General features: G+C 66.5%; 25 protein-coding genes. 16 read left to right on the forward strand and 9 right to left on the reverse strand.

Annotated features, from left to right (window positions below; translation table 11 throughout):
• The first annotated feature begins 299 nt into the window (after positions 1-299).
• From typA to JZY91_RS03850, 6 genes are all read left to right on the forward strand, one after another.
• Positions 300-2,216, forward strand: a complete 1,917-nt coding sequence (gene typA / locus JZY91_RS03825; RefSeq protein ID WP_234948639.1) for a translational GTPase TypA — start codon at positions 300-302, stop codon at positions 2,214-2,216.
• Positions 2,216-3,091 (forward strand): N-acetyl-1-D-myo-inositol-2-amino-2-deoxy-alpha-D-glucopyranoside deacetylase, encoded by an 876-nt coding sequence (gene mshB / locus JZY91_RS03830; protein WP_234948640.1) that lies wholly within the window; start codon positions 2,216-2,218, stop codon positions 3,089-3,091. Before typA ends, mshB begins: the two co-directional genes overlap by 1 nt.
• On the forward strand, positions 3,081-3,437 hold the full coding sequence (locus JZY91_RS03835; protein ID WP_234948641.1) for a hypothetical protein: 357 nt from the start codon (positions 3,081-3,083) through the stop codon (positions 3,435-3,437). Before mshB ends, JZY91_RS03835 begins: the two co-directional genes overlap by 11 nt.
• Before the next feature lie 16 nt (positions 3,438-3,453).
• On the forward strand, positions 3,454-3,777 hold the full coding sequence (gene fdxA, locus JZY91_RS03840) for a ferredoxin (RefSeq protein WP_234948642.1): 324 nt from the start codon (positions 3,454-3,456) through the stop codon (positions 3,775-3,777).
• 15 nt (positions 3,778-3,792) lie between these two features.
• Positions 3,793-4,890, forward strand: coding sequence for a succinyldiaminopimelate transaminase (gene dapC / locus JZY91_RS03845; protein WP_234949043.1), 1,098 nt, complete (start codon positions 3,793-3,795; stop codon positions 4,888-4,890).
• 153 nt (positions 4,891-5,043) lie between these two features.
• Positions 5,044-5,577 carry a GtrA family protein gene (locus JZY91_RS03850; RefSeq protein ID WP_370639258.1) on the forward strand — a complete coding sequence of 178 codons (534 nt, stop codon included), beginning with the start codon at positions 5,044-5,046 and terminating at the stop codon, positions 5,575-5,577.
• 20 nt (positions 5,578-5,597) lie between these two features.
• Here the strand turns inward: JZY91_RS03850 and JZY91_RS03855 are convergent, their stop codons facing one another.
• The 6 genes from JZY91_RS03855 to JZY91_RS03880 all read right to left on the reverse strand — a co-directional run bounded on the left by JZY91_RS03855 (position 5,598) and on the right by JZY91_RS03880 (position 11,930).
• A complete protein-coding gene (locus JZY91_RS03855; protein ID WP_234948644.1) occupies positions 5,598-6,386 on the reverse strand; it encodes a hypothetical protein in 789 nt (262 codons plus the stop codon).
• A gap of 91 nt (positions 6,387-6,477) precedes the next feature.
• The gene (locus JZY91_RS03860; protein WP_234948645.1) at positions 6,478-7,041 is read right to left on the reverse strand and encodes a GNAT family N-acetyltransferase; all 564 of its coding nucleotides are present in this window, start codon (positions 7,039-7,041) and stop codon (positions 6,478-6,480) included.
• A complete protein-coding gene (gene dapD / locus JZY91_RS03865; protein WP_234948646.1) occupies positions 7,041-8,015 on the reverse strand; it encodes a 2,3,4,5-tetrahydropyridine-2,6-dicarboxylate N-succinyltransferase in 975 nt (324 codons plus the stop codon). Before dapD ends, JZY91_RS03860 begins: the two co-directional genes overlap by 1 nt.
• Positions 8,016-8,048: 33 nt before the next feature.
• Positions 8,049-9,485, reverse strand: coding sequence for an amino acid permease (locus tag JZY91_RS03870; RefSeq protein ID WP_370639259.1), 1,437 nt, complete (start codon positions 9,483-9,485; stop codon positions 8,049-8,051).
• 4 nt (positions 9,486-9,489) lie between these two features.
• Positions 9,490-10,920 (reverse strand): amino acid permease, encoded by a 1,431-nt coding sequence (locus JZY91_RS03875; RefSeq protein ID WP_370639260.1) that lies wholly within the window; start codon positions 10,918-10,920, stop codon positions 9,490-9,492.
• Positions 10,921-10,973: 53 nt separating this feature from the next.
• Positions 10,974-11,930 carry a succinyltransferase gene (locus JZY91_RS03880; RefSeq protein ID WP_234948647.1) on the reverse strand — a complete coding sequence of 319 codons (957 nt, stop codon included), beginning with the start codon at positions 11,928-11,930 and terminating at the stop codon, positions 10,974-10,976.
• Between the two features lie 45 nt (positions 11,931-11,975).
• Between JZY91_RS03880 and dapE the strand changes: the two genes are divergently transcribed.
• The 7 genes from dapE to JZY91_RS03915 all read left to right on the forward strand — a co-directional run bounded on the left by dapE (position 11,976) and on the right by JZY91_RS03915 (position 17,014).
• Positions 11,976-13,061, forward strand: a complete 1,086-nt coding sequence (dapE, locus tag JZY91_RS03885) for a succinyl-diaminopimelate desuccinylase (RefSeq protein WP_234948648.1) — start codon at positions 11,976-11,978, stop codon at positions 13,059-13,061.
• A gap of 50 nt (positions 13,062-13,111) precedes the next feature.
• Entirely contained in the window at positions 13,112-13,906 is a 795-nt protein-coding gene (locus JZY91_RS03890; RefSeq protein WP_234948649.1) for a TIGR00730 family Rossman fold protein, read from the forward strand.
• Positions 13,899-14,735, forward strand: coding sequence for a dihydropteroate synthase (gene folP / locus JZY91_RS03895; protein WP_234948650.1), 837 nt, complete (start codon positions 13,899-13,901; stop codon positions 14,733-14,735). The genes JZY91_RS03890 and folP overlap by 8 nt, the downstream gene beginning before the upstream one ends.
• On the forward strand, positions 14,732-15,514 hold the full coding sequence (locus tag JZY91_RS03900) for a glucosyl-3-phosphoglycerate synthase (RefSeq protein WP_255695757.1): 783 nt from the start codon (positions 14,732-14,734) through the stop codon (positions 15,512-15,514). Before folP ends, JZY91_RS03900 begins: the two co-directional genes overlap by 4 nt.
• Positions 15,515-15,538: 24 nt before the next feature.
• Positions 15,539-15,922, forward strand: coding sequence for a cell division protein DivIVA (locus JZY91_RS03905; RefSeq protein ID WP_234948651.1), 384 nt, complete (start codon positions 15,539-15,541; stop codon positions 15,920-15,922).
• A complete protein-coding gene (locus JZY91_RS03910; RefSeq protein ID WP_234948652.1) occupies positions 15,894-16,061 on the forward strand; it encodes a DUF3117 domain-containing protein in 168 nt (55 codons plus the stop codon). The genes JZY91_RS03905 and JZY91_RS03910 overlap by 29 nt, the downstream gene beginning before the upstream one ends.
• A gap of 101 nt (positions 16,062-16,162) precedes the next feature.
• Positions 16,163-17,014, forward strand: a complete 852-nt coding sequence (locus JZY91_RS03915) for a methyltransferase domain-containing protein (protein ID WP_234948653.1) — start codon at positions 16,163-16,165, stop codon at positions 17,012-17,014.
• Positions 17,015-17,026: 12 nt separating this feature from the next.
• Here the strand turns inward: JZY91_RS03915 and JZY91_RS03920 are convergent, their stop codons facing one another.
• Both JZY91_RS03920 and glgA read right to left on the reverse strand, forming a co-directional pair.
• The gene (locus tag JZY91_RS03920; RefSeq protein ID WP_234948654.1) at positions 17,027-18,466 is read right to left on the reverse strand and encodes a GH32 C-terminal domain-containing protein; all 1,440 of its coding nucleotides are present in this window, start codon (positions 18,464-18,466) and stop codon (positions 17,027-17,029) included.
• A gap of 17 nt (positions 18,467-18,483) precedes the next feature.
• Entirely contained in the window at positions 18,484-19,638 is a 1,155-nt protein-coding gene (gene glgA / locus JZY91_RS03925; protein ID WP_234948655.1) for a glycogen synthase, read from the reverse strand.
• A gap of 115 nt (positions 19,639-19,753) precedes the next feature.
• Here glgA and glgC point away from each other — a divergent pair, with 115 nt between their 5' ends.
• The gene (gene glgC, locus JZY91_RS03930) at positions 19,754-20,971 is read left to right on the forward strand and encodes a glucose-1-phosphate adenylyltransferase (RefSeq protein WP_234948656.1); all 1,218 of its coding nucleotides are present in this window, start codon (positions 19,754-19,756) and stop codon (positions 20,969-20,971) included.
• 66 nt (positions 20,972-21,037) lie between these two features.
• Here glgC and JZY91_RS03935 read toward each other — a convergent pair whose 3' ends face one another.
• Entirely contained in the window at positions 21,038-21,715 is a 678-nt protein-coding gene (locus tag JZY91_RS03935; protein WP_234948657.1) for an O-methyltransferase, read from the reverse strand.
• An 88-nt stretch (positions 21,716-21,803) separates the two neighbouring features.
• Between JZY91_RS03935 and sigE the strand changes: the two genes are divergently transcribed.
• Both sigE and JZY91_RS03945 read left to right on the forward strand, forming a co-directional pair.
• Entirely contained in the window at positions 21,804-22,391 is a 588-nt protein-coding gene (sigE, locus tag JZY91_RS03940; protein WP_304504132.1) for an RNA polymerase sigma factor SigE, read from the forward strand.
• Positions 22,392-22,528: 137 nt separating this feature from the next.
• Positions 22,529-22,903 carry an anti-sigma factor gene (locus JZY91_RS03945; protein ID WP_234948659.1) on the forward strand — a complete coding sequence of 125 codons (375 nt, stop codon included), beginning with the start codon at positions 22,529-22,531 and terminating at the stop codon, positions 22,901-22,903.
• Positions 22,904-22,909 lie beyond the last annotated feature (6 nt).

Here is a 22,909-nt window from a genome sequence, read left to right on the forward strand (position 1 = left end):
CCTTCGGGCACGGGAACTGGGATCACTGGAATGTACTTCAGCAACTCCAGTAACAGTAGTCACTTCCAAGGCAGCGTCAAGCGTTGTCGGAGAAGATTGTGCGGTTGCTAGCAGATGTGCCCGTGGTTTCGGGCTTGTGCCTTCGAGCAGATCCGATAAGGACGACCGATTTTTCGACGAAGGCTACGCGGAAATCCAGGCGGCGCTGGAGGCGTAGGGCGGTGGTCGGGTGTGCGTCGTCAAGCAAAAAGCCCTAATGTGAAACCGTTCAAACCCCGCAATGTTAAAGGACGCAGCACGTGTCGCACCCTGAATTTCGTAATGTAGCCATTGTCGCCCACGTTGACCACGGCAAGACCACCCTGGTGAACGCAATGCTGGAGCAGTCCGGCGTGTTCGGCGACCACGGCGAACACGGCGACCGCGTGATGGACTCCGGCGAGCTCGAATCTGAGCGCGGCATCACCATCCTGGCCAAGAACACGTCCATCCGCCGCGTAGGCCAGGGCAAGGACGGGTCTGACCTGGTGATCAACGTGATTGACACCCCGGGCCACGCCGATTTCGGCGGTGAGGTGGAGCGTGGCCTGTCCATGGTGGACGGCGTTGTTCTGCTTATCGACGCTTCCGAGGGCCCCCTCCCGCAGACCCGCTTCGTGCTGGGCAAGGCACTGGCCGCGAAGAAGCCGGTGATCATCTGCGTGAACAAGACCGACCGCCCGGACGCGCGTATTGATGAGGTCGTTGAAGAAGCGCAGGACCTGCTGCTGGAGCTCGGCGCGGGCCTGGAGGATCCGGAGGCGGCCGAGGCTGCGGAGAACCTGCTCGAGTTGCCGGTGCTGTACACCTCCGGCCGCGCTGGCCGCGCCTCGCTGAACAACCCGGGCAACGGCGAGCTGCCCGACAACGAGGACTTGCAGCCGCTTTTCGACGTTATCTATGACGTGCTTCCGGAGCCGTCCGCCGACGTGGATGCGCCGTTCCAGGCTCAGGTGACTAACCTGGACTCTTCCTCCTTCCTTGGGCGTATCGCGCTGATCCGCGTGTACAAGGGCACCGTGAAGAAGGGCCAGACCGTGGCTTGGGTGCACTACGACGCCGAGGGCAACCAGCACGTGAAGAACGTGAAGATCGCCGAGCTGCTGGTCACCGAGGGGCTGGACCGCGTGCCGGCAACCGACGCAGTGGTTGCGGGCGACATCGCTGCGATCTCCGGTGTGGACGAGATCATGATCGGTGACACCCTGTGCGACCCGGAGCACGTCGAGCCGCTGCCGCGCATCAAGGTGGACGACCCGGCGATCTCCATGACCATTGGCGTGAACACTTCCCCGATGGCCGGCCGCAACGGCGGCGACAAGCTCACCGCCCGTATGGTGAAGGCGCGCTTGGACCAGGAGCTTATCGGTAACGTCTCCATCAAGGTGCTGCCGACCGACCGCCCGGACGCGTGGGAGGTCCAGGGCCGCGGCGAGATGGCGCTGACCGTGTTGATTGAAACCATGCGTCGTGAAGGCTTCGAGCTCACCGTGGGCAAGCCGCAGGTAGTGACCAAGGAGGTCGACGGCAAGGTGTACGAGCCGTACGACCACATGGTGATCGACGTGCCGTCCGAGCACCAGGGCGCCGTGACCCAGCTGCTGGCGAACCGCAAGGGCCAGATGACCGGCATGTCCAACGCAGGCTCCGGCGACTGGGTGCGCATGGAGTTCGACGTGCCGTCCCGCGGCCTGATCGGCTTCCGCACGACCTTCCTCACCGAGACGCGCGGCGCTGGCATCGCTAACTCCTACTCCATCGAGCACCGCCCGTGGGCCGGTGAGATCAAGGGCCGCCCAACCGGCTCCCTGGTCGCGGACCGCTCCGGCCAGGTCACCGCGTACGCGCTGCAGCAGCTGGCGGACCGCGGCGACTTCTTCGTTGAGCCGGGCGCGGAGACCTACGAGGGCATGGTCGTCGGCGCGAACTCCCGTGATGAGGACATGGACGTCAACATCACCAAGGAGAAGAAGCTGACCAACATGCGTTCCGCCACCGCGGACGCGACCGTGACGCTGCAGAAGGCGCGCACGCTGTCCCTGGACGAGGCGATCGAGTTCTGCGACGATGACGAGTGCGTCGAGGTCGCCCCGGAAGCGATGCGCGTGCGCAAGATCATCCTCAACGCCACCGAGCGCGGCCGCGCCCGCTCCCGCGCGAAGCAGCTGAACAAGTAATGGCTGCGCGCGATCTCGCGGGTTACCGCGTAGTGGCCGTCCACGCCCACCCGGACGATGAGGCGATTACCACCGGCGGCACGCTGGCGAACCTCGCCTCCCGCGGCGCCGACGTGCTGGTGGTCACTTGCACACTCGGCGAGCAGGGCGAGGTGATCGGCGAGACGTACCAGCATCTCGTGGCGGACGAGGCCGACCAGCTCGGCGGGTTCCGCATCCGCGAGCTCGAGGCGTCCCTCGCGGCGCTTGGCGTGCGCGGCTGCTTCCTGGGCGGTGCGGGACGCTTCCGCGACAGCGGCATGGCCGGGTCCCCCTCCAGCGAGGACCCGCGCGCGTTCGTGAACTCCGGCAAGCTGGCCGTGGACCTGCTGGCGGAGATCTTCACCGCCGAGCGCCCGCACCTCGTGCTCACCTACGGCCCCGACGGCGGCTACGGCCACCCGGATCACATCCGCGCGCACGAGATCACCCACGCCGCTGCAAAAATCGTCGACATCCCGCGCATCCTCTGGACGGTGCGTCTCGCCGCCGAGACCGCCGCGCTTCTCCCGGACACAGCGCCCGAGGGCTGGCGCCTCCCGGAGGAGGGCGAGCTTGACGGCGTGGAGCGGGCTGACGTAAGCATGCTTCTCGACGATCACTCCTACAGCGCCAAAGTCGAAGCCATGCGCGCTCACGCTACCCAGCTGTGGATCGGGGACGGGCGGATCTCCAAGACGAATCCGCACGCGATCCTCGCGGCCGGGCCGGTGGTGTACTACTCGCTGTCCAACCTCATCATGCAGCCCATTCAGCGCGTCGAGCACTACCAGCTCGGTGCTGGCGCCCCGCCGGCGAACCCGGACGAAGGGCTCTTCGGCGGCCTTGAACGCTAACCGCGATGACTTCTCCAGGGGAGAGGTCATCCACGCGTTCATCTGGCTCGCCATCTTCGCTTTAATTTCAGCGGTGATCCAGGTGCCGTATCTCGGCGCGCACCTCGGCCCGGTGCCGGTGCCGTGGCCCATCCCGGCCGCGTTCGCTTTCAACTGGGTGCTGGTGAAAACCGCACGGCTGTGGGTGTCTTCGCGCGTACTCCAGCTTGTCCCCATCGCGATCTGGGTGGTGGGGGTGTGGGTTTTTGGTGGGATGGTTGCGTCGATAAGCAATGAGCTCCCGCTGATGGTGGTGCTGACCGCGGCGGGGATTGCGGGCGGCGTTTGGGCCACGGCCAAGCGGTAGTGCCATACTGAAGGGCATGACTTACGTGATTGCCCAACCGTGCGTTGATGTGAAGGACCGCAGCTGCGTTGAGGAGTGCCCAGTCGACTGCATCTACGAGGGCAAGCGCATGCTCTACATCCACCCGGACGAGTGCGTGGACTGCGGCGCGTGCGAGCCCGCGTGCCCGGTGGAGGCCATTTTCTACGAGGACGACTTGCCGGACGAGTGGAGCGAGTACTACGACGCGAACGTGGGCTTCTTCGACGAGCTCGGTTCCCCGGGCGGCGCCGCGAAGACCGGCCCGCAGGACTTCGACCACCCGTTTGTTGCCGCCCTGCCGCCGCAGAACCAGGAGTAGAGGCCCGCGACGATGATGCAGCGCACCCCGCTCGGTTCCACCCTGCCCGATTTTCCTTGGGACACGATCGCTGACGCGAAAACGAAGGCCGCGGCTCACCCCGGTGGGTTGGTCGACCTTTCCGTCGGCGGGCCGGTCGATCCGGTTGCGCCGTCGATTCAGCTCGCGCTGTCGGAGCACGCCGCGGAGCCGGGGTACCCGCAGACCGCCGGCACGCTTGAGCTTCGTCGCACGATCGTCGCGGCGCTTGAGCGGCGTTTCGGCATCGGCGGGCTGGACACGGAGTCGGTGCTGCCGGTCATCGGGCTGAAGGAAGCGATTGCGTGGCTGCCCACGCTGCTGGGGCTGCGCGGCCATACCGTGGTGATCCCGGAGGTCGCGTACCCGACGTACGAGGTCGGCGCGCTCATTGCCGGGTGCGATGTCGTGCGTGCCGACGATCCCTCCGCCGCCGCGGGTGCGTCGCTGGTGTTCTTGAATTCGCCGTCCAACCCGACGGGGCGCGTGATGAGCGCGGACGAGCTGCGCGCGTGGGTCGAGTTCGCCCGCGAGACAGGCGCTATTATTGCTTCTGACGAGTGCTACCTCGGCCTCGGCTGGGCGGCGGAACCGGTTTCCGTGCTGCACCCGGACGTGACGGGCGGCGACAACACGGGGCTTCTCGCGCTGCATTCGCTGTCGAAGACGTCCAACCTGGCGTCTTACCGCGCGGGCACGATTTCGGGCGACCGCGAGCTGGTGCAGGAGCTGCTGCTGGTGCGCAAGCACGCCGGCTTGATTGTGCCGGGGCCGGTGCAGCACGCGATGGTCGCCGCGCTGGGCGATGACTTGCACGAGCAGCTGCAGGCGTCGCTCTACGCCGCGCGCCGCGCGACGTTGCTGAAGGCGCTAACCGGGGCGGGCTTTACTATCGACGAATCCGAGGCCGGCCTCTACCTCTGGGCGCGCCGCGACGGGCTGAACTCGCACGAGGCGCTGGATTGGCTGGCCGAGCGGGGCATCCTCGCCGCGCCTGGACACTTTTACGGCCCTGCCGGCGCTAACCACGTCCGCGTGGCGCTGACCGCCACCGACGAGCGGGTGGAAGAAGCCGCGCGCCGCCTCGCGCAGTAATTCCTAGCCTTGATTCCTAGCTTTCCGAAAAATCCCGGTCCCGCCTTGTCTCACCCAACTCGGTCTCACCCAACTCGGTCTCAGCCGACACGCACGCCTTCGACCCCCGCCGCAGCAACGCCTGCCGCGGGTGTTTCGCGCGCGCACCGGCTCGTGGCGGGCTTGCGCGAGTTTGTGAAGTTCGGCCTCGTCGGCGGTTCCGGCGTGCTAGTCAACTTCCTGGTGTTTTACGCAGTAAAGAAGCTTATCGACGCCGGCTTCAACATCCACGAATCCGAAGTCTTCCTGAACCTGCTGGGCACGCGGTGGAACATCCGCTGGTACCACGTGCTGTCCACCATCGCGTTCTTGGTGGCCAATACGTGGAATTACCAGCTGAACCGTTCCTGGACGTTCAGGCACGTGCCGCAGCGTTCTTGGCTGCGCGGGTACTTCCCGTTCCTAGCAACGGGCGTCGTGGCGCTGGTGGTGTCGCTCACCGTGATGACGCTGCTGATGAACGAAACGTCGCCCCTGGCGCTGCCGTCCGACATTTTCGACGACTCCACGGGCCTGCGCACCAAGTCCTACTGGGCACAGGCGATCTCGACGTTCGTGGCCATGCCCGTGAACTTCTTCATCAACAAGTTTTGGACGTTCGGGAAGCCCAAGGTGGTCCCCGTCTCCGAGGCCGCCGCCGGACGCTAGCCGGTAATCAGCACCGCACGTTAGCTCGCGATCGGCAGCGCCCGCTGCGCTGGGCCGGGTTTCCCGCCGCGCTTGTCGCTTCCCCGATCTGCGCGGTACGCGTTCAACATCCCGATCACAGGGTGGATCAGCGCCACATTGAGGTCGATGGCGTGCTGCCGCGAGAGGTACTCCGCACCCGTCATGGTGGTGCCGTCGCTGCGCTGGATCAGCACGTCGAGATCGCCGCTCATGATCTCCATGTGTTGTTCGAGCGTTAGCAGTATCACCGCCTGCTCCTTGCCCTCGGTCGAACCGAACCCGCCATGCTGCAGTAGGTCGATGAGCAAGCCGATGCTGCGGGCGTTATCCTCGAACGATGCTGGCTCCGTCAGCTTCTCCGCCGGCTGCGACCCCTTCGCCGGCTGCGACCCCTGCTCGTTCGGTGCCTTGCGCGTGTGCTCCTGCTTCTTCGGGGCTTTCCGCTTGGGGACGCTCGCTTTCACAGCCTTCTCGAACTCCGCATACGTGGCGGGATTGGCTAAAAGCCTCACCCGGTAGCGCCACTGCTCGGCGGGGTTCAGGTGGGCGATGCGGCGCTCCAGCGTCGTTAGCTGATCGAGCGTGAACCCGCCGGCCCGGGCATTGCTCAACCCGCGGCGCTGAAACTTGCTGTATTTGCTTGGGCCGAGGTAAACGTCGTGCAGTTTGGCCCACATACGCACGGTGGTGGGGTTGATTCCGGCGTCGAGCGCCGCTTGGCGGTCAAAGTCGGCAAGGGTGTCGATGGTGGCGTTGGACAGGGCATCAATGAGTGAAGTGAAGTTCATGCCCCGAAACCTAGAGCGAGAACGAGGATCCGTAAAACGTTTATCCACAATCCGGCGGATCACGGAAAACGTTATCCACAGGCAATTTTCATTAAGCCGGCCGCGGGTCCGTTGCCAGGAGCGAATACTGCGCAATGTCGTGGAATTTCCCGTGCAGCAGCTCGCCATCGCGGATGATGCCCTCGAAGGTGTAGCCGCACACCTCAGCGACGTGGCGGGAGGCGGCGTTGTCCACACCAGCGCGAATCTCCAACCGATGAACTCCCTGGTCGAACGCATGGGAGCTCACCATTGCGACGGCGCGGCGCATGAGTCCCTGGCCGCGTGCCCACGGAGTGGTGCTGTAACCGAAGTCAGCCGAGCGGTGCATCTCGCTGCCTAGGCGTAGCGAGATGTTGCCGCTGTAGCGGCCGCCCTGGACCAACACCCATTCGGCTGACGTGGACCTGTCGCGGCGGATATACTCCTCCGCATCGGCAGCCGTGTACTCCAACGGGACCTGCGTCCACCGCACCATGCGCTCGTCGCGGCAAGCCGAAACAATGTCATCGACAAGGTTAGGCAGCGTGCCCACCTCTGACCATGGAAGCAGCGTCAGGTCGCCGTCAAGGAGCGTGGGGCAGGAGATCGGCCAGGAGAATTCGGGAAGCGCCATTAGTTCGCGTGCAGCGCCTCGTTGAGCTCGATGCCTTTCGCAGGCACGACCTCGATGGCACCGGTCAGGGAGTTGCGTCGGAACTGCAGGCCGTTCTTGCCGGACACCTCGAGCGCCTTCACAGTCGCGCCGTCTTCGCGGCCGAGCGCCTGGGCGACCTCCGCGGTGAGCACAACCTTTGAGGAGGCGGTGACGTAGAGGCCGGCTTCGACCACGCAGTCGTCGCCAAGCGAAATGCCCACGCCCGCGTTGGCGCCGAGCAGGCAGCGCTCGCCGAGGGTGATGGTCTCCTTGCCGCCGCCGGAAAGGGTGCCCATGATGGATGCGCCGCCGCCGATGTCGGTGCCGTCGCCCACAATCACACCTGCGGAAATGCGGCCCTCCACCATGGACGCGCCGAGCGTGCCGGCGTTGAAGTTCACAAACCCCTCGTGCATCACGGTCGTGCCCTCGGCGAGGTGGGCGCCGAGGCGGATGCGGTCCGCGTCACCGATGCGCACGCCCGACGGCACCACGTAATCCACCATGCGCGGGAACTTGTCCACGGAGTACACAATCACGGGCCCCTTGGCAGCGAGGCGGCCGCGCGTCATCTGGAAATCGGACACCGCGCACGGGCCGTAGTTGGTCCACACGACGTTCGCGAGCAGCCCGAACACCCCGTCCATGTTCGCGCCGTGCGGGCGAATCAGGCGGTGGGATAGCAGGTGCAGGCGCAGGTACACGTCGTACGCGTCCACCGCGGGCTGGGACAGATCCGCAATCGCGGTCTCCACAGCCACGCGCGCCACACCGCGGTCCTCATCTGGGCCGACCAGGTGCGCGAACCGGGCATCCGCTTCCTCCAGGCGGCGCGTGCCGGTCTGGGCTTCATGCTTATCGACGCTCGGAGCCGGATACCACACATCCAGCACCGTGCCGTCGTGGGTAACAGTGGCCAGGCCGCGCGCGTACGCGGAGGTTGGGGAAGTCATGGGAGCTACCTTAAAACATTATTGGGGCGGAGGTTACCTGACCCTCCGGCCGCGGGTGGTGAAGGACAAAGCGATCAACCCCGCGGACAGGATGCTGACGGAGATGACCTGGCTGCGCGAAGAGTCGTCGAAAAGCATGAGTGCAACGAGCCCCAGAAGCGCGGCGAGCGCCACCCACGGCACCCAGCTGGAGCCGCGGACCTGGACGGCGGAGCCCGTGATTTCCGGCTTCAGCTTGATGTAGCTGAGCGTGATCATGATCCAGGTGACGATGAGGCAGCCGCCGGTGGCGTTCATGATGAAATCGATCATCCCCGGCGGGTTCCACCACTGCAGGCCGACCGCCACGAACGCGAAGAAGACGGAGACGAGCACGGAGTTCATCGGCACGCCATTGCGGTTGGTGCGCGCCATCCAGCGCGGAGCGTCGCCTTCGAGCGCCTGCTGGTAGGCGAGGCGGGACGTGCCGTAGAGCTGAGCGTTGAACGCGGAAAGAAGCGCCAGCACGATCACGGCCTCCATGAAGCCGGCGGCGCCGGGAATGTTCGCCATCTCGAGGACCTGGGTGAAGGGTGAGGTGGCGGCAGAATCAGCACCGTCGATCTGCGCGTATGGCAGCAGCAGAATGATGACGATGACGGAGCCGACGTAGAACAGCGCGATGCGCCAGATGATGGAGTTGACCGCGGTTTTGACGGCCTGCGCCGGGTTCTCGGACTCCGCCGCGGCGATGGTGACCACCTCGATGCCGCCGAACGCGAACGCGACGGCCAGCAGGCCAGCGGCGATACCGGTGATGCCGTTGGGCGCGAACCCGGACTCGCGGACGTTGCCGAAGCCGACAAAGTCGCTGGCCGGCAGGAGGCCGAGCCAGAGGGCTGCGCCGATAACCAGGAAGCCGAGGATGACGGCGATCTTGATCATGGCGAACCAGTACTCGAACTCGCCGAAGCCCTTCACCTGCGCGAGGTTCACGGCCGTGAGGGCGGCCACGACAATCAGCGCCGGCACCCACTGCGGCACGTCGAACCAGCTGGCCATGATGGCGGACGCGCCCGTGATTTCCGCGCCGCACGCCATGATGAGGAGGAACCAGTAAATCCAGCCGAGGAGGAACCCGGCCCAGTGGCCGAACGCCTGGCGGCCGTAGGTGGCAAAAGAGCCTGACGACGGTCGCGCCGCCGCCATCTCGCCCAGCATGCGCATGACCGCGATGACGATGGCGCCGGCGATGACGTAGGCGATCAGGATCGCGGGGCCGGCCGCGCGGATACCCACGCCGACGCCGAGGAAGAGGCCCGCGCCGACGGCGGTGCCCAGACCCATGAGCGTGAGGTGGCGGGTTTTCAGGCCGCTGCCCAGGTCGGTACCGGTGCCGGGGCTGTTGCCGGCGCTGTTGCCGGGGCTGGTGATAGTGCCGGTGCTGGCGTTAGTGCCGGTGTTGGAGTGAGCGTGGTGTGCGGTAGTCATGTGACTAGATTTCCTTTCGCGTCCACAGCAAGCTGGCCAGCGCAATCACGCCGACGACGACGGCCACCGCGAGGACTTGGAAGCGACCGTCTGGGGTGGTGAACATCAGCGCGACAATGCCGGCCGCCAGGGCGATGGTGGCCCACGGCAAGACCTTGGGCGCCCACATGCGCACCTGCGTGATCTCGCCGGATGCCTCGAGGCGCGGGTGGAGGCGGATGAACGAGAACGCGATGGCGAACCAAATGACAATCAGGCAGCCACCGACCGCGTTGAGCAGGAACGCCAAGAGACCGGGAGGGTTCCAATACTGCAGCGCAACCGCGCCGAGCCCGAACAGCACCGAGACGATAACGGCGCGAACCGGCACCCCGCGGGCATCGGTGACGGCGAAGGCGGCGGGTGCGTCCCCACGCACAGCGAGGTTGTGCAGGAACCGGGACGATCCGTAGATCTGGGTGCTGCACGCAGAGAGCAGCGCGATCACGATCACCGCCTCCATGATGCCCACGGCACCCGGGATGTTGGCCATGCTGAGTACGGCGGTAAACGGGGACTCGGAGGCGGAGTTCGCCCCGCCGATCTGCTCGAACGGCAGCAGCAGCACGATGAGCAGCACCGAGCCGATGTAGAAGACGCTGATGCGCCAGATAATGGAGCGGATCGCAGAGTGCACGGCTACCTCCGGCTCTTCCGACTCCGCCGCGGCGATGGTCACTAGCTCGATGCCGCCGAACGCGAACGCGACGGCAAGCAGCGCGGTGGCTACACCGCCCCAGCCGTTGGGCATGAACCCGACCTCGCGGACGTTGCTCAAGCCCACAAACGAGGTGCCGGGCAGCACTCCCAGCCACAACAGCACGCCGAGGATAAGGAAACCGACAATCACCGCCACTTTGATCAGGGCGAACCAGAACTCGAACTCGCCGTAATTGCGCACGGCCGCGAAGTTGATCAGCGTGAATACCACGATGGCTGCCAGCGCCGGGATCCACGCGGAGATGCCGAACCAGGCGGCGATGATGGCGGAGGCGCCGGTGATTTCCACCGCCATGATCATGATCATCATGAACCAGTACAACCAGCCCACGGTGAACCCTGCCCACGGCCCGAAGGCCTGCTCGGCATAGGTGGAGAACGTGCCGGACGACGGCCGCGCCGCCACCATCTCCGCCAGCATCTGCATCACGCACACCGTGATCGCGCCGGCGATCACGTACGCCAGCAGCACCGCCGGCCCGGCCGCGGCGATTCCCACACCCGTACCCAAAAACAGCCCCGCGCCGATCGCGGAGCCCAAGCCCATCATGGTCAGGTGCCGGGTTTTCAGCCCGCGGCTGAGCGCCGTTTCCGGCGCGGCTGCAGGCACAGCTGGGGGCGCAGGCGCGGGCACAGGCGCAGGCTGCGGCGCACCGGGGGAGACGGTAGAAGACATGCGTCACACATTAAACGCCCTATGGTCGGACGTTTGCACCGCCTCCGGGCGAACTACAGGCGGATCGACGGCCCCACGTCAGGGCGAGTGCGCAACACCGGCGAATTCGAGAACGGCTCGTTGGAAATCAAGAGGTTATCCTGCCCGGCGACATCTTTGGCGGTGACGGATTGGCCGAAGCGAGCGTCGAAAAGCACGGTGTCCGGCTCAAGGATCACCCCGAGCCCGACCTCGCAGTTGTCCCCCAGGTCCACCTCGATGACGCCGGACGCGTGGCGCAGCAGGCAGTTCTCGCCGATCCGCAGCGGCTTGCGGTTGCGGCCGGTGCCGGAGCGCGCCATGACGACGGCGGACAGCGCAATCTTCGTGCCCTGGCCGATGGTGACGGAGGAGGACATGCGGCCCTCGATGCGCGCCGGGCCGATCGCGCCGGCGTTGTAGGACACGAACCCTTCGCGCAGCACCGCCGTGCCCGGCGCGAGGTAGGCGCCCAGGCGCACGCGGTCGGCTTCCGCGATGGACACGCCGGACGGCACGACGTAATCGACCATGCGCGGCAGGCGCTCGATGCTCCATACCTGGATCGTGCCGCGCGAGCGCAGGTTGGTGCGGATGTACTCGAAGTTGTCGGACAGGCACGGGCCCTTGTTGGTCCACACCACCGGCACGAGGTGCTCGAGGCAGTCCTCCATGTTGATGGTGGTGGGTTTGATCAGTCGGTGGGAGAGGAGGTGCAGGCGCAGGTACACGTCGTGCGCGTCCACGGGAGGCTGGTCCAGGTCCGCGATGGTGGTGCGCACGGGCACCAGTTCGACGAGGCGGTCGCGGTCCATGCCCACGAGGTTGAGGAAACGATCCGACAGGTCGCGCGCGCTCACGCGCTCGGTGCCGGTGATGTGGTGCGGCTGCGCGTCCGAGTCGAAGAGCGTCGGGTTGGGGAACCAGGTGTCCAGCACGGTCCCATCCATGGCGATATTTGCAATTCCAGTACCCTGTGCTCCCTGCGGCATGGCCACATCATAACCCCCGCCGCCGCGGCCCGTAGGATCGGAAGGGTGACTGAGCTTTCGCTTTTCGACGATCCCGTGACCCTGACCGCAGCACTCATCGATATTGAGTCGCCGTCCCACCACGAGGCCGAGATTGCCGACGCGATCGAGGCTGCGCTTCGTGCGCTGGAGGGCGTGGAGGTGATCCGCCACGGCAACACTGTTGTTGCGCGGACGCACTTCGGGCTGCCGCAGCGCGTGGTGCTGGCGGGGCACATTGATACGGTGCCGCTGGCGGACAACACGCCGCACCACTTCGACGAGGCGGGCGAGGTGCTCTACGGCTGCGGGTCGGTGGACATGAAGTCCGGCCTGGCGTGCTACCTGAACGCGTTTGCGCGGCTGTCGCAGGGCGGCTCTGCGTTCGACCTCACGTTGATTGCCTACGAGTGCGAAGAAGTGGCCACGAAGTACAACGGCCTCTACCACCTGGAGCAGGAGCACCCGGAGCTCTTGGCCGGTGACATTGCGCTGTTGGGTGAGCCGTCCGGCGGCATCATCGAGGCGGGTTGCCAAGGTTCCATTCGCGTATTCGTTGATGGTCATGGCACCCGCGCGCACTCTGCCCGCAGCTGGCTGGGCCACAACGCGGCGCACGATCTCGCGGGCGTGCTCACCCGCGTGGCGGCGTATGAGCCGCGGCGCGTCACCATCGCGGGGTGCGAGTACCGCGAGGGCTTGAACGTTGTCGGCTTAGAGGGGTTCGTGGCCACCAACACGATTCCGGACGAGGCGCGTCTGGTTATCAACTTCCGCTACGCCCCGGACCGCAGCGTCGAGGACGCGAAGGCGCACCTGGAGGAGGCGCTGGCGCTGGAGGACGGGCTGACGCTGACATACGACGACATCGCTCCCGGCGCCATGCCCGGCCTGGACAACCCGGTCGCGGCGAACTTGGTCAAGGCTGTGGGCGGGAACTTCCGCGCGAAATTCGGATGGACGGACGTGGCGCGCTTCTCTAGTCTGGGTGTTCCGGCCGTCAACTTCGGCCCCGGCGACCCAGGTTTCGCCCACAAACGGGACGAACAGTGCCCGGTGGCGGACATCCGGCACGTGTCGGAGCAGTTGATGGAGTACCTCACGGCGCGCTAACTCCGCGCGCAGAACTGTTGCATCACCGATAACGAAGGCGAGACACCTTTATGGCCCCGCACATCTTCCCCCGGCCAGACCGCGACCGTAAGCTGCGCGGCCCCATCATGGTTCGCAGCGAGGAGGGCCAGGCCTCGACGTATGATCAGCGCCTGCTGGAGTCGCTCGGCCACTCGGACCACGATTGGAAGCACGCGGACCCGTGGCGCGTCATGCGCATCCAGTCCGAATTCGTGGCCGGCTTTGACGCGCTGTCCGAGCTGCCGAAGGCCGTCACGGTGTTCGGCTCGGCCCGTTTGGGCGAGGGCACGCCGGAGTACGAGCAGGCCCGCGAGGTGGGCAAGGCGCTCACCGAGGCTGGCTACGCCGTGATCACCGGCGGCGGCCCGGGCTTGATGGAGGGCCCGAACCGCGGCGCGCACGAGGCGGACGGCATTTCTGTCGGTTTGGGCATCGAGCTGCCGTTCGAGCAGGGGCTGAATGACTGGGTGGATCTGGGCCTGAACTTCCGCTACTTCTTCGCGCGCAAGACCATGTTCTTGAAGTACTCGCAGGCGTTCATTTCGCTGCCGGGCGGCTACGGCACGATGGATGAGGTCTTCGAGGTCCTCTGCATGGTGCAGACCGGCAAGGTGACCAATTTCCCGATCGTGCTCATGGGCACGGAGTTCTGGTCCGGGCTCGTGGACTGGATCCGCAACCAGCAACTCGCGCGCGGCCTGATTTCGGAGGGGGATGACCAGCTGTTCATCGTCACCGATTCCGTGGAGGAGGCTGTCAGCCACATCGTGGAGGCCCACAAGGTGATGACGGACGCGCGCATTAACCAGCAGCACGATGCCTAAACCCCTCGCCCGGGTGATGGCGATTGTGAACCGCACCCCGGACTCGTTCTACGACAAAGGCGCGACGTTCGCGGTGGACAAGGCAGTCGAGCGCGCGCTGGCGGCGATCGCGGACGGCGCGAGCATCATCGACATCGGCGGGGTGAAGGCCGGCCCTGGCGATGAGGTGGACCCGCACGCGGAGATGGATCGCGTCCTGCCGGTGATCGTGGCGGTGCGCGCGGCTGACCCGGCGGTGACCATTAGTGTGGACACCTGGCGGGCGGACGTCGCGCAGGCAGCCATCGATGCCGGCGCGACCCTGGTCAATGACACGTGGGCGGGCTACGACCCGGAGCTCGTCGAGGTTGCGGGCGCGAACCGCGTGGGTTACGTCTGCTCCCACACTGGCGGCGCCACCCCGCGCACTCGCCCGCACCGCGTGCGTTACGACGATGTGGTGGCCGACGTCATCCGCGAAACCTGCGCGCTTGCGGAGCGGGCCGCGTCCCTCGGCGCGCCAGAGGACGAGATTTTCATCGACCCGACGCACGATTTTGGCAAGAACACCTTCCACGGCTTGGAGATTCTGCGCCGTGTCGACGAGCTGGTGGCAACTGGGTGGCCAGTGCTCATGGCGCTGTCCAACAAGGATTTCGTCGGTGAAACCGTGGGCCGCGGCGTGGGGGAGCGCGTGGCCGGAACCTTGGCGGCGACGGCGTGGGCAGCGTCGCGAGGGGTGGCGGCGTTCCGCGTCCACGAGGTCCGCGAAACCGTCGACGTCCTCCGCATGACCGCCGCGATTACCGGCGATGCGGCCCCACTCGACACGATCCGGGGCTTGGCGTGACCGCCCAGGCAGCCGAGGCAGCCCAGACAGCCGAAACAGCACTGAGCGTCAGCGTTGTCATCCCGGCGTTGAATGAGGAGGCGACGGTAGGAAACGTCGTCAAGCAGTGCCTCGCCTCGAGCGCCGCAGAGGTGCTGGTGATTGACTCCGATTCCACGGATGCCACCGCCCGCCAGGCTGCGGCGGCCGGCGCGACGGTGCTCAACTGGCGCGACGTAGACCCGCGCGAGCCGTGGCCGGGCAAGGGGGAGGCGCTGTGGCGCGGGGTGCGCGCCGCGAAGGGCGACGTGGTGGTGTTCATCGACGCGGACGTGACCACCGTCCGGCCCAACTGGGTTGACGCCCTCGCCGCGCCGTTCGCGGATCCTGCGATCCACCTGGTCAAAGCCGCCTACCAGCGCACGCCGACCGCAGACGGCCGTGGCGGCGGCCGCGTCACCGAGCTCACCGCGAAACCACTCCTGCGCTGCTATTTCCCCGAACTCGCGCACATTGAGCAACCGCTGGCCGGCGAATACGCCATCCGCCGCTCCACCGCGCTCGGGCTGCCCTTCGTTGCAGGGTACGGGGTTGAGGCTGGGTTGCTTATCGACGTCGGCAAGCACCATGCCCCAGAAGCCGCAACCCAAGTGTCGCTTGGGGCGCGCACGCACCGCACCCGGCCGCTGGCGGAACTCGCACCGATGGCGGATGTGGTCGCGCGGACGATTCTGGCACGCGCCGGGGTGCTGGAGCCGGAGCTCGCGCCCGCGCAGCGACCGCCGTGGCGTGCGGGGTAAACGGCGCCAGCTAGAATACGACGCATGCTTTCCTGGATCATGCTGATCATCGCGCTGGTACTGTTCAGCGTCCTCGGCGTTTGGCTGTTTTCCGCCGTGTTTGGGCGCGGCGAGGCGCTGCCGCCGATGGAGGACACCGCGGACGTGAAAGAGGCCAACCGCCTTGCGGTGGAAGCCGGCACTTTCGACGATATTCAGCTCGAGGTTGTGCACCGCGGCTACCGCATGGACCAGGTGGACGCGCTGATCGCGCAGTTGACGGGGGCTGATCCTGCGAGCGTGGATACGCGGGCAGAGCGCGAGATTGCCGCCCCGGCTCTGGAGGAAAACAGCGTAGAATATAGGGGAGACTCAGTGATACGTGAAGGAGAGCTGACGCATGGCAGCAATGAAACCGCGCACCGGTAACGGCCCGATGGAGGCCGTGGAGGAGAGCCGCAAGATTGTGATGCGCATCCCGTCTGATGGCGGCGGTCGCCTTGTAGTGGAAATGAGTAAGGAGGAGGCTGCGGAGCTCGGCCAGCTGTTGCTGGACGCCGCTCAGTAGCCCACGCCACGTTACCCCGGGCCGCGCATGTGCCGCGCGCCCGATGCCAGCCCCGTACCTGCGTTTATTCGCGGGCGCGGGGCTGCGCTACTATCACCCCCATGCTCAACAACATCGTGGATGTGCTGGCGGATCCGGTAGACCTCTCGCCGCTGACCGGTGCGGACGATTTCACCCGCCTGGTGTCGGAGACCGGCCATTCGTACGACGTGGCGCGCCAGGGTTACGTCACGCTCGCCGGGGGCAAGGGCCTGAACCACGAGGGCGACTCGCTGGAGATGGTGCAGTCCCGCGAGGCGTTTCTGTCCAAGGGCTACTTCGCGCCGTTTGTGGAGCGGGTCACTGAGGCTGTTGAGGACGTTGTTGAGCGCGTCGCCGAGCCGGTGATTCTGGAGGTCGGTGCGGGCACCGGCTACTACCTTGCGCACACGCTGGACACGATCGAAGGATCGCGCGGCGTGGGACTGGACATTTCGGTGCCGGCCGCGAAGCACCTAGCGAAGTCGCACCCGCGCGTCGGTGCCGTGGTGGCGGACGTGTGGGAGCGCATCCCCGTGCGCGATGGGGCGGTTGACGCGATCACGGTCGTCTTCGCGCCGCGCAACCCCGCCGAGTTCCACCGCGTGCTGGCGGATGACGGCGAGGTTGTCGTCCTCACCGCGGACCAGGGCCACCTCGACGAGCTGCGCGAGCCGCTGGGCATCCTCGGTGTGGAGCAAGGCAAGCTGGAGCGGATGCTGGAGCAGGCCAAGGGCTACCTGGCACCGGTGGGGGATGCGGAACTGATTGAGTTCCCGATGCAGCTTGAGCGCGAGGCGATCGCGGCGCAGGTGGGCATGAGTCCCTCCGCGCGCCACGTGGAGCCCGCCACGCTGAAGGAGCGCGTCGCGGCGCTGCCCGAGCGCCTGGAGGTCACGGCCCGCGCGCAGCTCATCCGGCTGCGCAAAGCGTAGTAGGGGCGCGGCCTAGCCCAAGGAAGCGTGGCCGCGGCGCCACTCGCTGTGGATCTGCGCGTCGCCGTTCGTGCGCACCTTGATACCGGTGCTGCCGCCCTCGGGCCAGAACCGCGAAGACATGACGACGCTGCCGCCGCCCGCGTACACCTCGATCGTGGAGCCGTCGACGATGACGGTCACGTTGTCCTCATCCTCGTCGTGAAGCTCGGCGGTCTTCGGGTTGCCGTCGAAGCGATCCAGCACGATGTGCTCGCCGTCGTGGGTGATGCGCACCGCCGGCTCGCCGCCCCCGTCCAGCACCTCCGCGACGATCTGGGAGCCGGACGGGATGTCGCACAACGCCGTCCACATCAGGGCACGTTCTGCGGTGTCGACCGCATCCGGCAGGCCCGGGGCCGGGACCTGGTAGAGGTGGCCGCCCTGCAGTGTCACGCGGCGCGGCAGCGTGAGCGCGTTCGCCCACCCCTCGGTCTCCCAATTCGGCTCGCTGGTCGGGTCGCCGTTGCGGCCAGAGTCCGTCATGAACCCGTACATGTACGCGCGGTCGTAGCGCACCAGCTCATCGATCACGTCGCGCGGGTAGTTGGTGTTGCGCGGACGGGTGAAGTCGTGCCCGTGGTCGAAGAGCTGGCTCGGCGTGACCACAGTGAAGCGGTTGCCTTCCAGCGTGCCGATGATGTAGCTGGAGTAGTCCTTGTTGTCCCGCTCTGCGGTGATAAACAGCACGTCGTAAATGCTGCCGTCCACCTGGTCGCGCAGGCGCACCAGGCGGGGCGCGACCAGCGTGTCGTCGAGCTGAATGCCCGGATCGCCCTCGAATTCGAGCGGACCGTCGAAGTGCCACGTACGGCCGTCGCGCGAGCTGAGCACCACCGGCCGCGGGCGCTCGGTGTCGCCCGCCACGGCCAGCATCAGCCACCCCTCGTGGCCCTCGTCGCGGTCCCCGAGCGCGAACCAGCCTGGGATGACGCAGGGGGAGCGGAAGTTGGACCACTCGCCGGCGCCCTCGATGGTGATGTCCACGCGCTCGGCAGCCGCGGAGACATCAAGGTCCTCGTCCAAGTCCTCGCACAGCGCGTCCACGTTCTCCACCCGCGCGAGCTTGATGGTGTTGCCCGCCTCGCTCACAGAGGTGAAATACATGTCCACGCCGCCGGAGGACGCCTCGCCGCCCACAACGGCACCGGCGCGAATCTGGGTCTCGCCAGCATCGGGCACGATCGCGTCGTTGCACTCGTACCAGCTAAACGGGTCATCCTCGCTGGTGTGGTGGCCCCACCGGCTGGCCTCGCCGGGTGCGGGCTTGTACTGGTAGAACATGTGCCAAACGCGCTCGTCCTCCTTGCCCAGGCGGATCACGCCGGCGGGCCCCTCCAGGATCCCGCTATCGGCGGTCACGTGCAGTTCGGGGCGCAGCACGCTGCGCTGTGCAGTGGAGTTCTCGTTCATTGGCTTCGGTGTTCTTCCTAGATCAACTTGGAGTAGATATCTACCGTTTCCTGCGCGATGGTAGCCCAAGAGAAGTCCGCGACGGCGCGCTCGCGGCCGGCTTCGCCCATGCGTGCCGACGCTTCCTTGTCCAACGCCACAGCATTCACAGCTTCTGCGATGGAGCGCTCGAACGTCTCGGGATCATTCTCGTCGTAGTCCACGAGCGTGCCGGTTTCCCCGTCGACCACAACCTCGGGGATGCCGCCCACGCGGGAGGCAACCACGGCGGTGCCGCACGCCATCGCCTCAAGGTTCACAATGCCCAGCGGCTCATAAATGGAGGGGCAGACAAACACGTCGGAGGTGGAGTAGACCTCGCGGATGCGCTCCGGCGGCAGCATGTCCTGCACCCAGAACACCCCGTCGCGCTCAGCGCGCAGCTTCTCCACGAGCGCGTTGGTCTCCTCCGCAATTTCCGGAGTGTCCGGGGCGCCGGCACAGAGGATGAGCTGAACACTATCGTCGAAAAGCTGAGCTGCCTTGAGCAGGTGCGGCACGCCCTTCTGGCGCGTGATGCGACCGACGAAAGAAGCGATGGGGCGGGAGGTGTCCACGCCGAGCTCCTCCGCGATAGTGCCGGTCTCGGGGAACCAGCGCTCCGGGTCGATGCCGTTGAGCACCACGTGGACCTTGTCCGCGTCAATGTTCGGGTAGGCGCGCAGGATCGCGTCCTTCATCCCGGAGGACACGGCGATCACGGCATCCGCGTGCTCCATCGCATTCTTTTCGCTCCACGACGATATGTCGTACCCGCCGCCAAGCTGCTCGCGCTTCCACGGGCGGTCCGGCTCCAGCGAGTGGGCGGTGACAACGTGCGGAATGTCGTACAGCAGGCCCGTCAGGTGCCCGCCCAGGCCGGAGTACCAGGTGTGGGAGTGCACCACGTCCAGCCCGGTCGCGGCGTTGGCCATCCGCAGGCCGGTGGAGAGGGTCTTCAGCGCGCCGTTGGCGTTTTCCAGCTCCGGGTCAACGCCGTGGACGTAAACGTTTGCCTCATCGCGCGGGGCGCCCATGCAGTGGACATCCACGTCCACGATCTCGCGCATAAACCGTGTCAGCTCCGTGACGTGCACGCCCGCACCGCCGTAAATTTCCGGCGGGTACTCCTTGGTCATCATTCCCACTCTCATATCCGCCGAGCTTAGTTACGTTGCAACCTCGCTGCACGCACCTTTTATTCCGCGCGGCAACACCGGGCGGGAAAATACACTGCAGGAACGGGGCGCATTCAATACGCTGGCAGGTATGAAGAGTCAGCCACGTGTTCTTGCCATCGTCCTTGCCGGCGGTGAGGGAAAGCGCCTGTTCCCTCTCACCGCGGACCGCGCTAAGCCGGCGGTCCCGTTCGGCGGTAACTACCGCCTCATCGACTTTGTTCTTTCCAACCTGGTCAACGCCGGTTACATGCGTATCGCGGTGCTGACGCAGTACAAGTCCCACTCCCTGGACCGCCACGTGGCCACCGCGTGGAACGTGTCGGGTCCGACGCCGCAGTACATCGCGTCCGTGCCTGCGCAGCAGCGCCGCGGCAAGCGCTGGTACTCCGGCTCGGCGGACGCGATTGTGCAGTCCCTCAACCTGATCTACGACGATATGCCGGACTACGTCCTGGTGTTCGGCGCGGACCACGTTTACCGCATGGACCCGTCCCAGATGGTGGAGGACCACATCGCATCCGGCAAGGCCGCCACCGTCGCCGGCATCCGCGTGCCGCGCGAGGAGGCGACGGCGTTCGGGTGCATCCAGGCTGACGACGACGGGACGATCACCGAGTTCCTGGAGAAGCCGGCCGACCCGCCGGGCACGCCGGATGACCCGAACATGACGTACGCGTCCATGGGCAACTACGTCTTCTCCACCGAGGCGCTGATCCAGGCGCTGCTGGAGGACGAGCAGAACGAGGATTCCGCACACGACATGGGCGGGGACATCATCCCGTACTTCGTGGCCAAGGGCGAGGCGAATGTGTACGACTTCTCCTCCAACGAGGTGCCGGGCGCGACGGAGCGCGACAAGGGCTACTGGCGCGACGTAGGTACCATCGATTCCTTCTACGAGGCTCACATGGACCTCATCTCCTCCCACCCGGTGTTCAACCTGTACAACAAGGCGTGGCCGATCCACTCCACGGAGGACAGCAACCTGCCGCCGGCGAAGTTCGTGCTGGGCGGCATCGCGCAGGGGTCTATCGTGGCGTCCGGCTCCATCGTGTCCGGGGCGACGGTGCGCAACTCGGTGCTGTCTACCGACGTTCGCATTGAGGAAGGCGCCACCGTCGAGGGCTCCGTCCTCCTGCCGGGCGTGCGCGTGGGCAAGGGCGCCGTGGTGCGCCACGCCATCCTGGATAAGAACGTCTATGTGTCCGACGGCGAGATCATCGGCGTGGACCTGGAGCGCGACCGCGCACGCTACACCGTCTCCGACGGCGGCGTTGTGGTGATTGGCAAGAACGAAGTGGTCTAGCAGCCGGTGGGGTGAAACACCCCGCCCGCGCTGCTGCCCGTGCCCGCGCCGGAGTTCCGGCGCGGGTTACTTTTTGGTGATCAGCGTCAAGCCGCCGTCCAGCGGCAGGCGGGTCACCACCGCGCCGGTGTCCACGGCAAGCGCGTCGATGCGCACGTCGGCCTCGCGCGCGGCTTCCGTCTCGCGGTCGCGGCGGGACGGGTCGGCCACGGTGCCGTCGAGAAGCGAATCAGCGATGACCAGGGTGCCTCCGGGGGAGAGGAGTGGCCAGGCGACGTCGATAAGCGCGGGGAGCTCCAGCGGCGCTACGTCCGCGTAGATGAGCTGGTACGCGCCGTTGGCCAGGCGCCCCATCACGTCCAGCGGGCGCGCGGTGAGGAAGCGGGCGCGCGACGGCGCGTATCCCCCGAGCTTGAACGCCGCCTTCGCCTCCGCCTGCAGCGCGGCCTCCGGTTCGATGCAGGTCAGCGTGGCCTTTTCCGGCAGCCCGCGCAGAATGTGCAGCCCCACGACACCGGCGGCCGGCGTCACTGCTACCGCACCTTGGCCCGCACTCGCCGGGTGGGCGGCGGCAAGCGTGCTCAGCAGCGTGCCGACGATCGCACTCGGCGCGCGCACCCCATTTTCTTCAGCCTCTACGTGGGCGTGGCTGAGGCCTTCGCGGAACTCCTCGGTGAACTGCGCTTGGGAGCCGTTGCGCTCGTTGATGTAGGCGGTCATTTGGGAAAACGCGGTCTCGGTCACCCCGCCAATCATAGTCGCGCAGCGATGCACAGGGGGTTTTCAGCTGGTTTCATGAGAACCGAAAAGTTGATCTGACACAATGGTGGTCATGACATCTGAGCACCTCACCGGGACCGCCGCTTTCGACGCAGGTCACGGCGAGATGCCGAGTTGGTCCGAGCTTGTCGCGGAGCACGCGGACAGCGTGTACCGACTTGCCTACCGCCTCTCCGGCAACCAGCACGACGCGGAGGACCTGACGCAGGAAACGTTCATGCGCGTGTTCCGCAGCGTGAAGCACTACCAGCCGGGCACGTTCGAGGGCTGGCTGCACCGCATCACCACCAACCTGTTCCTGGACATGGTGCGCCACCGTTCCCTGATCCGGATGGAGGAGCTGCCGGAGGATTATGAGCGGGTGCCGGGCGTGGGCCCGACGCCGGAGCAGGCCGTCGCGGCGACCACGCTGGACCCGGCGCTGCAGCGCGCGTTGGATGAGCTGAGCCCTGAGTTCCGCGTCGCCGTTGTGCTGTGTGACGTGGTGGGCATGAGCTACGAGGAGATCGCGGACACCCTGGGCGTGAAGATGGGCACGGTCCGCTCCCGCATCCACCGCGGCCGCACCCAGCTCAAGGCGTCGCTTGAGGCGCAGGCGCGTTACGACGCCGCGGCGCTCGAGCTCATCCGCACCCGCTAGCGCCGACCGGCGGAGTGCGGGCACGCGGAGCGCCGCCGACGCGAATCTGCATCTGGGAGTAGCCTGGGTCCAATCGCGAGAGCGCGCAGGAGTGGCACTCTCACGCGTTGAGAGCGCAGGCGTTGAAGGAGGTGGCAGTGTTCGCGTCGACGGATCATTTGAGCGCGGAAGCGGTGGCGGCGTACGTGGATAATGAGCTTTCCCCGTCCGCCACACGTCGCGCGAACACTCACCTCGCTCGCTGCCCGGAATGCCGCGAAGACGTGGCGGTGCAGCGCCGGGCGGCGGAACGCGTCCGGGGCTCAAACGGCCAGGATGATGTCCGGGCACCGCGCTCCCTGGTGGCCAGGCTGGCGATGTTGTGCGAGGAGGAGCCGCCCAGCACCGCGGCCGGGCCGCAAGAGCATGCCGCCGGGTACGCCGCCGGGCATGCTACTGGGCATCCCCCGGGGGACTCCACCGTGCTGCACAAGGTGGAGTCCGCGATTCGCTCGCTGCGGCCGCGGGGGTAGGGTGAC

This window comes from Corynebacterium sp. CNCTC7651 (genome assembly GCF_021496665.1).
Taxonomy (GTDB): domain Bacteria; phylum Actinomycetota; class Actinomycetes; order Mycobacteriales; family Mycobacteriaceae; genus Corynebacterium.